The sequence below is a fragment of the Pseudonocardia hispaniensis genome (assembly GCF_042658695.1).
Taxonomy (GTDB): Bacteria; Actinomycetota; Actinomycetes; order Mycobacteriales; family Pseudonocardiaceae; genus Pseudonocardia; species Pseudonocardia hispaniensis.
In genome coordinates this window covers 1-12,416 of sequence record NZ_JBHSQW010000025.1, presented here as the reverse complement: position 1 = coordinate 12,416, position 12,416 = coordinate 1, and the positions used below count along the sequence as shown (strand labels likewise).

12 protein-coding genes are annotated in these 12,416 nt (G+C 72.6%); 7 read left to right on the top strand and 5 right to left on the bottom strand.

Features of this window, described 5'->3' with window-relative positions; genetic code table 11:
• Positions 1-7: 7 nt before the first annotated feature.
• Positions 8-1,072: a GDSL-type esterase/lipase family protein gene (locus tag ACFQE5_RS10780; RefSeq protein WP_379584723.1), complete on the bottom strand. Its 1,065-nt coding sequence runs from the start codon at positions 1,070-1,072 to the stop codon at positions 8-10.
• A 242-nt stretch (positions 1,073-1,314) separates the two neighbouring features.
• On the opposite strand from ACFQE5_RS10780, the gene ACFQE5_RS10775 reads away from it, so the two are divergent.
• The 5 genes from ACFQE5_RS10775 to ACFQE5_RS10755 all read left to right on the top strand — a co-directional run bounded on the left by ACFQE5_RS10775 (position 1,315) and on the right by ACFQE5_RS10755 (position 6,553).
• The gene (locus ACFQE5_RS10775) at positions 1,315-1,503 is read left to right on the top strand and encodes a PspC domain-containing protein (protein WP_379584722.1); all 189 of its coding nucleotides are present in this window, start codon (positions 1,315-1,317) and stop codon (positions 1,501-1,503) included.
• Positions 1,504-1,519: 16 nt separating this feature from the next.
• Positions 1,520-3,061 (top strand): amidohydrolase, encoded by a 1,542-nt coding sequence (locus ACFQE5_RS10770; protein ID WP_379584721.1) that lies wholly within the window; start codon positions 1,520-1,522, stop codon positions 3,059-3,061.
• A gap of 266 nt (positions 3,062-3,327) precedes the next feature.
• The gene (locus tag ACFQE5_RS10765; protein ID WP_379584720.1) at positions 3,328-4,161 is read left to right on the top strand and encodes a PIG-L deacetylase family protein; all 834 of its coding nucleotides are present in this window, start codon (positions 3,328-3,330) and stop codon (positions 4,159-4,161) included.
• A gap of 9 nt (positions 4,162-4,170) precedes the next feature.
• Positions 4,171-5,802: an apolipoprotein N-acyltransferase gene (gene lnt / locus ACFQE5_RS10760; RefSeq protein ID WP_379584719.1), complete on the top strand. Its 1,632-nt coding sequence runs from the start codon at positions 4,171-4,173 to the stop codon at positions 5,800-5,802.
• Positions 5,795-6,553, top strand: coding sequence for a polyprenol monophosphomannose synthase (locus tag ACFQE5_RS10755; protein ID WP_379584718.1), 759 nt, complete (start codon positions 5,795-5,797; stop codon positions 6,551-6,553). Before lnt ends, ACFQE5_RS10755 begins: the two co-directional genes overlap by 8 nt.
• Before the next feature lie 111 nt (positions 6,554-6,664).
• On the opposite strand, the gene ACFQE5_RS10750 is transcribed toward ACFQE5_RS10755, so the two are convergent.
• The 4 genes from ACFQE5_RS10750 to ligD form a co-directional block, all read right to left on the bottom strand.
• On the bottom strand, positions 6,665-7,006 hold the full coding sequence (locus ACFQE5_RS10750; RefSeq protein WP_379584717.1) for an RNA polymerase-binding protein RbpA: 342 nt from the start codon (positions 7,004-7,006) through the stop codon (positions 6,665-6,667).
• 268 nt (positions 7,007-7,274) lie between these two features.
• A complete protein-coding gene (locus ACFQE5_RS10745) occupies positions 7,275-8,639 on the bottom strand; it encodes an MFS transporter (RefSeq protein ID WP_379584716.1) in 1,365 nt (454 codons plus the stop codon).
• 54 nt (positions 8,640-8,693) lie between these two features.
• The gene (locus tag ACFQE5_RS10740) at positions 8,694-9,497 is read right to left on the bottom strand and encodes a glycerophosphodiester phosphodiesterase family protein (protein WP_379584715.1); all 804 of its coding nucleotides are present in this window, start codon (positions 9,495-9,497) and stop codon (positions 8,694-8,696) included.
• Between the two features lie 26 nt (positions 9,498-9,523).
• Entirely contained in the window at positions 9,524-11,461 is a 1,938-nt protein-coding gene (ligD, locus tag ACFQE5_RS10735) for a non-homologous end-joining DNA ligase (RefSeq protein ID WP_379584714.1), read from the bottom strand.
• A gap of 90 nt (positions 11,462-11,551) precedes the next feature.
• Here ligD and ACFQE5_RS10730 point away from each other — a divergent pair, with 90 nt between their 5' ends.
• Together ACFQE5_RS10730 and bfr are read left to right on the top strand one after the other, a co-directional pair.
• Positions 11,552-11,749 carry a (2Fe-2S)-binding protein gene (locus ACFQE5_RS10730; RefSeq protein WP_379584713.1) on the top strand — a complete coding sequence of 66 codons (198 nt, stop codon included), beginning with the start codon at positions 11,552-11,554 and terminating at the stop codon, positions 11,747-11,749.
• An 83-nt stretch (positions 11,750-11,832) separates the two neighbouring features.
• On the top strand, positions 11,833-12,318 hold the full coding sequence (bfr, locus tag ACFQE5_RS10725; protein WP_379584712.1) for a bacterioferritin: 486 nt from the start codon (positions 11,833-11,835) through the stop codon (positions 12,316-12,318).
• The last annotated feature ends 98 nt before the right edge of the window (positions 12,319-12,416 follow it).

Below are 12,416 nucleotides of genomic sequence, written 5' to 3'. Positions count from 1 at the left end.
GGTCCCGTCAGTGGGCGGCGGGGGCGAGGGCCGGGAGGTGGGCATGCAGGTTGCCGTCCGCACCCACCTGGCAGGCGCCGGTCCCGGCGCCGGTGCCGACGAACTCGCCGAGGCAGCCGCCGATCTGGGAGTGGCCCGCGGCGTTCGGATGGAACGACTCCTGGAACAGGTGCAGTCCGACCGCGTCGAGCCGGCCGTGGACCAGTGCCTGCGGGTCGACGGTGATCCGGCGCTGCCATTCGTCGGCCGGGTCGGGGTGGCTGCAGGCCTCCCGGCCCTCGGTGGCCCGCGACAGGTCCAGGAACCGCACACCGGTGCGCTCGGCGACCCCGGCCAGTGCCTGCGACAGCTGCGCAAACGCCACGGTCCGGCCCCACTCGGCGTCCGCCCGGCTGTACGGGCAGCCCTGGACCCCGTGCAGCGGGCCCATCCGCTCGGTGACCGGTGAGGCGTAGGAGAGCAGCACGAACGCATAGGAGTCGTCGGGGTAGCCCGCGTGCCGCATGGCCGCGCGCACGTCACCGACCGCAGCCTCGACCTTCGGCGCCATCGCCGCGAGCCGCTGCTGCCAGTGCGGCCCGATCGTGTCGCGACACGGGCCGATGGTCGGGTCGAGGAACGTGCGGATACAGGCGATGCCGGTGGCGGTGAGCGCCGGGTCGTCGTTCGCCCCGACCTGCAACGTCACGGCCGTCACCCGGTACCGGCGGGCGACGTCGGCGAGCTGCGCGGCCTGCGAGCCCTCGGTGTAGTGGGTGCCGGTCCCGAACCGGACGGCGGCGGCGTTCGCCCCCGAGCAGGCCAGGTTGACCGGCGTCGCGGCCAGGCCGGTGTGCTGGACGTAGGCGGCCGCCGAGCGGTGACACCAGTCACCGCCCTCGCCACGGGTCCCGGGCAGGTAGCCGCCTGCGCCTTCACCGGACGCCGCGCTGTCGCCGAGCGCGACGACGGCGGCGGGCCGGGGACTCACGCCGGGCTTCGCCGCGGCGGCCCCCGTGAGCCCCAGCGCGGCCACGACGGCAGCCACGACAGGGGCGAGGAATGCGGCGAAAACGTGACGGCGACGCGGCATGATCACAGACGCTAGACCGGTCTCAGGGCCGCTGACCAGGTCATTCACCGAGCCTGTGGACAACTACCCTCGACTCCACCAGGCGGAGCAGCCGGACATCACCGTGTGCAACGCTGATCGTCCGTCCGATGGATCGGGGGAATCTCGGGGTCGGTCTCCGGACCGTCCCCGAGGCAGGGCCCGCGGATCCGGCGCACGCTGAGGTCGGCGGGGAGGCTCGCCGCCGACGAAAGGAGCACGCAGTGGCAACAACGCTCACCCGGCCACGGCACGGGACGGTCATCGCCGGTGTCTGCGCCGGCCTCGCGGAACGCTTCGGGTGGAACCCGAACCTGGTCCGGCTGCTGTTCCTGCTGTCCTGCCTGCTGCCCGGACCGCAGTTCGTGATCTACCTGGTGCTGTGGGTGCTGATGCCCCGCCGCCCGTACTGATCGGGTGGACCGGGCGATGACCCGCACCCTGATCCGCGGTGTCCGGGTTCTCGATCCGGGTATCGCGCCGAACACCACCGCGCTGGAGATCGACGGCGAGCGGATCAGCTGGACCGGGTCCGCGGCCGCCGCCCGCGAACGCGCCACGGACGCGCTCGTCCTGGACCTCGACGGCGCCGTCGTCACCCCGGCGTTCGTCGACGCGCATGTGCACGCGACGGCGGCGGGCCTGCTCGTCGACGGCATCGACCTCACCGGCTGCCGCACCCCCGACGAATGTCTGGCCGCCGTCGCCGCTCACGCCAGCACGCGCCCGGGGGCCGTGCTGTGGGGCCACGGCTGGGAACAGGACCGCTGGTCACCGGCGAGCCCGCCGACCCGGGCGGCCCTGGACCGGGCATCGGGCGGCCGTCCGGTGTACCTCTCCCGGATCGATGTGCACTCCGCGCTCGTCTCCTCGGCGCTGCTCGATCGCGCCCCCGCCGCGGTCGGCGCCGCGGGCTGGTCGAGCGACGGGCCGCTGTCCGCGGACGCGCACCATCATGCGCGCCGCGCGGCCCTGGCCGCGATCGACTCCGCACAGCGCGGCCGCGCCCAGCGCGCATTCCTTGCGGCCGCCGCCCGCCGCGGGGTCGGTGTGGTGCACGAATGCGCCGGTCCCGACATCTCCGGCCGCGACGACCTCGCCGAGCTACTGGCCCTCGACACCGGCGTCGAGGTCGTCGGCTATTGGGGCGAAGCGGTCGGGACGGCGTCGGACGCGCGGGCCCTGCTCGCCGCGACCGGGGCGCACGGGCTGGCCGGCGACCTGTTCGTCGACGGCTCCCTCGGCTCGCGCACCGCGGCGGTGCGGCAGCCGTACGCGGACGCCCCGGACTGCACCGGCAACCGGTACCTGGGCGCCGACCGGATCGCCGAACACCTGGCGGCCTGCTCGGCGGCCGGGGTGCAGGCCGGCTTCCACGTCATCGGTGACGCCGCGGCCGAGGTGGTACTGGCCTCGCTCGTCGAGGCCGCCCGCACCAGCTCGATCGAGGCCGTGCGAGCCGCCCGGCACCGGCTGGAACATCTGGAGATGGTCGACGAGGCACAGGCCCGCACCCTCGCCGAACTGGGCGTGGTCGCGAGTGTGCAACCGGCGTTCGACGCCGCCTGGGGCGGTCCGGCCGGGTTGTACGCGACCCGCCTCGGCGCCGAGCGGGCGGTGGCGATGAACCCCTTCGCGCTGCTGCACTCCACGGGCGTCGCCCTGGCCTTCGGCTCCGACGCGCCGGTCACCCCGGTCGACCCGTGGGGCGCCGTGCGGGCGGCCGTCGCGCACAGCATCGCGCCGTCGTCGGTGCCGGCATCGGTCGCCCTGGCCGCGCACACGACGGGTGGCTACCACGCGGCCCGCTGCGCCGACCCGCTGGCCGGCCGGCTGGTACCGGGCGGGCCGGCCAGCTACGCCCTCTGGGACGGGGCGGGCCCGCTGGACGGGGATCCGGGGTCGCCGGCCTGCTTGCGGACGGTGCAGCGCGGCCGGGTCCTGTTCGACGCGATGGCGATCGACCGGTAGGGCTCCGACGATGTGATCACCATTCGGGCAGCCGCGGCCGAGGGAGGCGCGGTTCCCGCTCCCCACGATCGCTGACGGCAGGCCAAGCCCGCTGTGCGTCGACCCGTGACTATGGCATGCTGGGCGCCGTGATCGACCGGACCGGCCGCCGCCCGCTCGTGGGACGCCGCTGTCCGGGCTGCTGTCCGAGCTGTCGCAGCTCCAGCTGACCCCGGAACCGTCCCCCCTGCCGCCGTCGCGGCATTCACAGTCTGCGATCACCTTCGATGTTCGACGCACCCGCGCTACGCGGTCACACCGTCCTCGCCCTGCACGCCCACCCCGACGACGAGGCGATCTTCACCGGGATCACGTTGCGCCGCCTCGCCGACGCCGGCATCCGGGTCGTCCTCGTCGTGGCCACCGCCGGGGACCTCGGCCGATCACGCATCCCGCTCGCACCGGGGGAGAGCATCGCGCGGCGGCGGATCCTCGAGCTGGAACGATCCGCCGCGCTGCTGGGAGTCGAGCGGCTGGTCCTGCTCGGCCGTCGCGACTCCGGGCTCCCCGGCTGGGCGAGCGGCACCCACGCCAGGGCGCTGGCGGGCGCCGACCCGCTGGTCCTGGCCAGCAGGCTCGCCGACCTCGCCGACGCCGAGGGTGCCGCCACCCTGCTCTACGACGACGAGCAGGGCATCTACGCCCATCCCGACCACCGGGCCGCACACCACATCGGCGCCATCACCGCCGAGTTGACCGGTGCGACGAGCTACCGGATCACCGTCGACCGCGAGCATCTGCACGCGAGCGCCCCCGGCGACCACCTCGTGCAGCACGCGGCGGGCGCGGCGCAGGTCGGGTTCGGCCGGGTGCCGGGCGAGATCACCCTCACGGTCACCGGGAGCGCGAAGCACCTGGCGATCAAGCACGCCGCGATCACCGCGCACGCCAGCCAGGTCGGCGCCGACCAGGTGCCGACCGACCGGTTCGGCGCCGCGTACGGCCAGGAATGGTTCGTCCGGTGCGGCCCACCGGGCGTTCTCGACTCGCTCGGCGATGCCGGGCCGGCCACGGGTGCGGCGGTCCAGTGGGGCGGCGAGCCCGTGAGCGCCGCGCCGTAGGCTCGGTGCGTGGCCGCCCCACCCACCGTCCAACCCGCGTCGGCACCGGAACCGCCCGCGCCGCCGCGGGGACGGGGCCAACGGGCCTGGGGCGTGCGGCTCCTCGCCGCCGTGGGCGCGGGCGCGCTGCTGTACGCGAGCTTTCCGCCGCGCACGATGTGGTGGCTCGCGCCGGTCGCGTTCGCGCTGCTCGGCGCGGTGCTGCGGGGACGGCGGGCCCGCGCCGGGTTCGGCTACGGATTCGCCTTCGGTGCCGCGTTCCTCGGCCCGCTGCTGGTCTGGACCGGGACCTACGTCGGGCCGCTGCCCTGGCTGGTGCTCGTCGCGTTCGAGGCGCTGTTCCTCGGTGCGGCAGCCGCCGGGATGGCGCTGGTGTCGCGGCTGCCGGGGGCCCCGGTGTGGGCGGCGGCGGTCTGGGTCGCGGGAGAGGCCCTACGAGGCCGGGTGCCGTTCGGCGGGCTGCCGTGGGGCCGGGTCGGCTTCGGCCAGCCCGACGGCCCGCTGCTGCCGGTCGTCGCGGTGGGCGGGGTGCCGCTGCTGTCGTTCGTCACGGCGCTCGCCGGGCTCGCACTCGCCGAGACGCTGCGCCGGCTCGTCCGCGCCGGCCCCCGACGGCGCGCCGCGCTACCGGCGTTGCTGCTCGCCGTGGCGCTGGTCGCGGGGCCGGTGGCCGGCCTGGTCCCGGCCACCCTCGGCGCGCCCGGGCGGACCGTCACGATCGCCGCGGTGCAGGGCAACGTGCCCCGCCTCGGCCTGGACTTCAACGCCCAGCGCCGCGCCGTGCTCGACAACCACGTCCGCGTCACCGAGCAGCTCGCCGCGGATGTCGCGGCGGGACGCGAACCGAGGCCGGACCTCGTGATCTGGCCCGAGAACTCCTCGGACATCGATCCGCTGCGCAACGCCGACGCGGCGGAGCGGATCGACCGGGCCGCCCGCGCGATCGGGGTGCCGATCCTGGTCGGCACCGTGCTGCGCAACCCGGACGGCCAGACGACGAGCAACTCGGCACTGGTCTGGGAGCCCGGCATCGGTCCGGTCGAGCGCAACGACAAGCGGCAGGTCCAGCCGTTCGGCGAGTACATTCCGTGGCGGTCGTTCTTCCGGCTCTTCTCCAGCTACGTCGACCGGGCCGGGTACTTCGTCCCCGGCCCGGGCCCGGGTGTGGTCTCGATGGCCGGTGTTCCGGTGGGCGTCGCCATCTGCTGGGAGATCGCCTTCGACGACCTGGTGACCGAGAGCGTCGCCGCCGGGGCGAGCGTGCTCGCCGTGCCGAGCAACAACGCGACGTTCGGCCTCAGTGAGATGACCTACCAACAGCTGGCGATGGCGCGAGTCCGGGCCGTGGAGCACGATCGGCCGGTCGTCGTCGCGACCACCAGCGGGGTGAGCGCCACGATCACCCCGGACGGCACCGTGACCGCGCAAACCCCGCAGTTCGCTCCCGCAACCCTGGTCGATCAGACCGCATTGCGGACCACGACTACGCTGGCAACCCGGTTGCGGTCGGTGCCCGAGTGGGTGCTGAGCGCATTGGGCGTGATGGCGGTCGGCGTCGCGGTGGTCGCGACCCGGCGCTCCCGTGCGAGTTCCGGTGCAGCCCCGGAGGGCACCCGGTCAGGAGAGGACGACGATGGCTGAGCCCGCGGGGCCGGTTCTGGTGGTGATCCCGACCTACAACGAGCGGGACAACCTGGGTCCGCTGATGCGACGGCTGCATGCCGTGGTGCCGACGGCCGAGGTCCTGGTCGTGGACGACGCCAGTCCCGACGGCACCGGCGAGCTGGCCGATGAGCTGGCCGCGGCGGACCCGCGGATCCGGGTACTGCACCGCGCCGGGAAGGCCGGCCTGGGCACCGCCTACCTCGCCGGGTTCGCGGTCGCGCTGCAGGGCGAGTACCAGGTCGTCGTCGAGATGGACGCCGACGGCTCACATGCACCCGAGGACCTTCCGGCGCTGCTCGCCGCCCTCGACGAGGCCGATCTCGTGCTCGGCTCCCGCTACGTCGACGGCGGGCAGGTGCAGAACTGGCCGCTGTACCGCGAGTGGTTCTCCCGCGGCGCGAACCTGTACGCCCGGCTCGCGCTCGGTGTGCCGATCCGGGACATCACCGCCGGATACCGAGCCTTCCGCCGCCAGGTCCTCGCCGAGCTCGACCTCGACGAGGTCGCCTCCCAGGGCTACTGCTTCCAGATCGACGTCGCGTGGCGCGCCACCCGAGCCGGGTTCCGGGTGCGTGAGGTACCGATCACCTTCACCGAACGCCAGCGCGGATCATCGAAGATGAGTGCGGGGGTCGTGGCGGAGGCGTTGTGGCGGGTCACCTGCTGGGGCCTGACACATCGGATCCATCGACGCGACGCGGTTACCGAGGGCCAGGCGTCGAGCTGACCGGCCCGGACACGACGAAGCCGGGCCCCACGGGAGGTGGCCCGGCTTCGGTCGCCGATTCGCCCTGCGTCACCCCGGCCCAGCGTCACACCGACCCGGTCAGCGACGGGTTCAGGCGATCTCCGCGCGACGCTCGCGCAGCAGCTCGAGCCGCTCGGTGAGCAGTTCCTCGAGCTCGCTCACCGTGCGGCGCTCCAGGAGCATGTCCCAGTGAGTGCGCGGCGGCTTGGTCTTCTTCGGCTCGGGCGCGACACCGTCGACCCGCCTGCCGATCCCGCCCTGCGGGGACTCCCAGGTGGCGGGCGGCTCGGCGTCGGTCGCGAAAGGCACCTCGAACTCGTAACCGTTCGGGGACACATAGCGGACGAGCTGCCGCGGTGCGAGGTCGTGGTTACGGTCGGTCTCGTAGCTGACGGCCCCGAGCCGGCTGCCACGGAGCACGCGGTCGGCCATGCGTCATCCTCCCGTTGAGAGAGCCGAGGGAGCCTCCCTCGACGGTCAACTGTCTGCCGAGGGTGTAACGTCTGCTGCACAGACGCTTATTCCCGGCGGTGGGGTCCACACCAGGTGTTGGCCGACCCGGCCGGGACTGGCGGTGGAACGCCCAGGCCAGGAGTGTTCCCCATCCGCCGCCCTGACACACGCGGTTGTGACGTGTCAGCCACTTGTGACTTACCCCACGGTCAATGCCGCCGGAATTCACCGGCTCGCCCGCCCGGGGTTACCGACCGTGCGTCATCCCCGGCCCGGCGACCGCCGGACGGGCCGGTGACCGCACCGGCAGCAGCGCGACCAATCCGGCGAGCAGGACCAGCAGGATCCCGAGGATCCCGGCGCGGTCGGCGCCGAAGGCATACGTGAACACCCCGACGAGCATGGGGGCCAGGAACGAGACGGCGCGCCCGGTCGTCGCGTAGAGCCCGAACAGTTGCCCCTCATGGCCGGGCGGGGCGAGCCGGGCGAGGAAGGTCCGTGACGACGACTGCGCGGGACCCACGAACAGGCTCAAGCCCAGCCCGAAGATCCAGAACACGGTCGGGCCGGCCAGGAACAGCAGGGCGACACCGCAGCCGAGCATGCCGGTCAGCGAGCCGACGATCACCGCCTTGGGCCCCACCCGGTCGTCGATCCGGCCCGCGGTGACCGCCCCCAGCGCGGCGACGACGTTGGCGGCGATGCCGAAGACGAGCACGTCGGCCTCGTTGATCTCGTACACGGTGACCGCGAGCACGGCGCCGAAGGTGAACACCGCGGCCAACCCGTCGCGAAACAACGCGCTCGCGCCAAGGAAGTACAGGGTGTGTGGGCTGCGCCGCCACAGGTCCCGCAGGTCGGCGAACAGCGTGCGGTACGACTGGAAAAAACCCCGCCGGGCGCGCAGATCCGGGGTCGGCGGTGGTTCGGGCATCCGCAGCAGCAGAGGCAGCGCAAACAGTGCGAACCACACCGCGGCGAACAGCGCGATCAGCCGGATGTTCAGGCCGTCGCCGGTCGGGACCCCGAGGAACCCCCGTGTTTCACCCTCGCCGGCGATGAACCCGGCGTAGGCCACCAGCAGCAGGACGATCCCGCCGAGGTAGCCCATTGCCCAGCCGAAACCGGAGACGCGGCCGATCGTCTCGGGCGTGGAGATCTGCTTGAGCACCGCGTTGTAGGACACCTCGGCGAGTTCGAAGAAGATCGAGCCGAGCCCGAGCAGGACCAGCCCCAGCCACAGGTAGTGGTAGTCGTCGCGGACGAAGAACAGCCCCGCCATCGTCGCGACCGTAAGGGCGGTCCAGACCGCGACCGAGATGCGGCGCCGGCCCGCGGCATCGGCGCGCTGCCCGGTCACCGGCGCGAGCACGGCGATGAAGAACCCGGCGACGCCCAGCGACCAGGCCAGCCAACTGTTGGCGCTGATCTCGCCGGGAAGGTCCGCGCCGACCGACTTGGTGAGATAGACCGAGAAGACGAACGTGAGGACGACCGCGTTGAACGCGGCGGAGCCCCAGTCCCAGAAACCCCAGGCCACCACCCGGCCACGGGTGATCCGCGGGTGGGTGGCGCCCGGAGGGTCGTCGGGCCGTGCGGCGAAGGTGCTCATGGCCCGAGTGTGGGGGCGGAGACGGCGCCCGTCACAGTCATTCCCCGACCCGGCTCATGACCACTCTCCACGGTCCTGCAGCACCGTGCGCAGCAGGTCGGGACGGTCGGACAGCAGCCCGTCGACCCCCAGGTCGAGCAGCTCCGCCATCTCCTGCGGCTCGTCGACGGTCCACACGTGCACCTCGCGGTCCGACTCGTGGGCCATCCGCAGCAGCGCGGCGTCGACGACGGTGAGGCCGCTGAACCGGCGCGGCAGCTGGGCCAGCCCGCCGAGCACCGGAGGCAGCAGCGGCAGCAGGGACAGCGAACGCAGCGGTGTCGGTAGCGCCGTCAGCCAGGCCCGCCCGCGCAGCCCGACCACGGACGACTGGGCCATCGAGGTCAGCAGCCGCTCGCCCGCCACCGCACGCGCCTGCTGCAGCCAGCGTTCGGTGAACGAGCCCAGGCACACCCGGTGCCAGGAGTCGGTTCGGTGGAGTACCCGAAGGGTGGGCAGCACGACCGCAGCGGACTTGAGCTCGATCGTCACCCGGACCTCGGGCAGTTCGGTGAGGACCTCCTCCAGGCAGGGGATCGGCTCGCGCCCCGCCACCCGGACCTTCCTGAGGTCGGCGGCGGCCATCTGCTCCAGGACGCCGGGGTGACCCGCGGTCCGGTCGAGGGTGGCGTCGTGGTGGACCATCGCGACGCCGTCCGCGCTGGCCCGCACATCGAGCTCGAGGTAGGAGAATCCCTCCGCGACGGCCCGGCGGAACGCGGCCAGAGTGTTCTCACAGCCGGTCAGCTCGTCGATATGCCAGCCGCGGTGGGCGTAGGCACGCGGGTAGGGGCCTTCGAAGTAGGGGTGTAGTCCCACGGGGTCAGCCTCGCACCCCCAGGTGATCAAACGCGACCGGACAGGCGGGGGAGACGCTGCCGGTCGGTGAACAGCAGCGGCGCCAGCAGATCCTCGTGCTCGGCGAGGCGGTGCGGCAGGTCCTCGAGCGTGAAGACCAGATCGTCCGGCGTGCGGCAGGCGCCCACCTCGGCCCAGGTAACCGGGGTCGCGACGGTCGGGCGGGCGCGCCCCCGCAGCGAGTAGCTGGCGATGGTGGTCTTGGCCGGGTTGTTCTGGCTCCAGTCGATGAAGACCTTGCCGCGGCGGCGGGCCTTGGCCATCACCGCGATCACCTTCTGGGGCCAGTCCCGGGCCAGCCGCTCGGCGATGGCCCGCGCGAACTCCGAGGTTCGCTCCGCGCGAGACACCGTCACCGGCAGGTACAGCTGCAGGCCCTTGCCGCCGCTCGTGCGCGGATAGGCGACGAGGCCGTGCTCGTCGAGCGCCGCGGCGAGGTGTTCGGCCACCCGGCAGCAGTCGACGACCGTGGCGCCCTCGCCCGGGTCGAGATCGAAGACGACCAGGTCCGGTGTCTGCCGCCCACCGCGCGGGCCGACCCTCCACTGTGGGACGTGCAGTTCCAGCGCCGCGAGGTTGGCGGCCCAGGCCAGGCCCTCGACGTCCTCGATCAGCGGGAAGTCGGCGTTCTCGGAACGGCCACCGGGGGTGCCGACACGGACGGTGCGGATCCACTGTGGGGCGTGCCGGGAGACGTCCTTCTCGAAGAACGACGGCTTCTCCACGCCGTCCGGCCAGCGGACCATCGTCACCGGCCGCCCGCGCAGATGCCGCACCATCACCTCGCCCACGGCGCGGTAGTAGGCCAGCACGTCCGCCTTCGTGGTGCCGGTGAGGGGGTAGAGCACCTTGGCCGGGTTGGTCAGCCGGGCCCGTCCGATGCGGTGGCCCGTCTCGCTCGCGCGCGCCGCCCGGCTCGTCTGCCCCTGCGACCTCGGGGCCGCCGATGTCGCGACCGCGACCCAGTCGCTGGTGCGACGGCCGGGAACGTAGGGCGAGTCCGCCCGCTTGGCGATGACCTCGGGGAGGTTCTGCTCGGCGGCCGCGTCGAGGACCTCCGGGCCACCGCCCGGGTAGACCGGGGACAGCCGCCAGTGCGGGCCGGTCAGCGGCAGCTCCTCCAGCAGCGCGCGGCGCTCGGCGAAGGGCAGCGGTGTGCAGTCGCGGCCGTCGAGGTGGACCAGATCGCCGATCCACAGGCGTACGCGTCCCCACGGGTCGCCGACCAGTTCGGCGTCGAGCATGACCTGGGTGGCGCCCAGTGACCGGCCGAGCTCGCGCAGCGCCGGGACGGTGAGCTCCGCACACTCGGCGTCGGTGATCCGCGAGCGGCCTCCGTCGATCCGGACGATCACCCGCCTTCCCCCGAAGCCGATCTGCAACCACCAGGCCTCGCCCCGCGGGAGCGGACCGGGACTGGGCAGCATCGGCGCGAGATCGCGGGGGAGCGGGTCATGACCGGGAACGGGGTCGGAGCGGCGCAGGATCCACCCGTCACGGCGCTCCCGGTCGCTGCGGATGAACACGTAGCGGCCGCTGGCGCGGTCGCCGTGCAGGACGACCGCGACCTCCCGGTCCGACCACTTCTCGGTGTCGTAGCGCCCCGCGTCCCAGATGGTCATGCGACCGGCGCCGTACTCGCCCCGCGGGATCTCACCGGAGAACTCCAGATACTCCAGCGGGTGGTCCTCGGTCCTGACCGCGAGCCGGATCGTGTCCGGATCGGTGGGGAGCCCCTTGGGCACCGCCCAGGAGGCGAGCACGCCGTCGCGTTCGAGCCGGACGTCCCAGTGCAGCTGGCTGGCGTGATGCTCCTGGATCACGAATCGCTGCTGGTCGGGTGCGTCGCCGGCAGGGCCGTCCACCGGGATCGGCTCGGGTGTGCGCCGCGGGTCGCGCTTGCGGCGGTACTCCTCGAGAGCCACGCAACCAGGTTAGGTCCGTCGACCCCCTCTTGCGTGATCCCCGATCGGATGACAGCATAGCCTCGCCTAATAATCATGAAGGATGGCCGAATGTACGCGTGCATCTGTGCGGCGGTCCCCGAGGCCGAGCTTCGTTCCTGCGTCGCCGACGGCGCCCGCACCGTCGAGGAGGTCGGCGACAGATGCGGCGCCGGCACCGGCTGTGGGACCTGCGTGGACCGCATCGAGTGTCTGCTCGCCTCGACCACCAGTTCGAGTGAGTTGCCCCGGCTGCCGCTGACCGCATGACGTGACCGGCTCAGGTCCGCCTTTCATCCAGGCAGGACATCCTTGGTTTCCGGTCCGCTGCGTCAGCGCTACCGTTTCACCCCATGCGTGGCGACCCCGAAATCATCGCTCTGCTCAATGAGCAACTGACGAGCGAGCTGACAGCCATCAACCAGTACTTCCTGCATGCGAAGATGCAGGCCAACTGGGGCTTCACCAAGCTCGCGGCGCACACTCGGGACGAGTCGATCGACGAGATGCGGCATGCGGAGAGGATCACCGACCGAATCCTGTTCCTCGAGGACCTGCCGAACTACCAAAGGCTGTTCCAGCTGCGCATCGGCCAGACCGTCCGCGAGCAGCTGGAGGCCGACCTCGCGATCGAGCTCGAGGTCGTCGAGCGGCTGCGGCCCGGCATCGAGCTGTGCCGCACCAAGGGCGACATCACCACCGCCAATCTTCTCGAGGAGATCCTGGCCGACGAGGAACACCACATCGACTACCTCGAGACCAACCTCGAACTGATGGACCGCCTCGGCGAGCAGCTCTACCTCGCCCAGCTCGTGGACCATCCGCCCAAGCCGGGCTGAGAGAGTGTTGTGAAACCTCGTGGTCACTCGGCGTGGTGACTGTGGTAGTGGCGAGCGCTGATTGATCATCCGGTGGAGTGTGTGTCTGCACCTGTAAG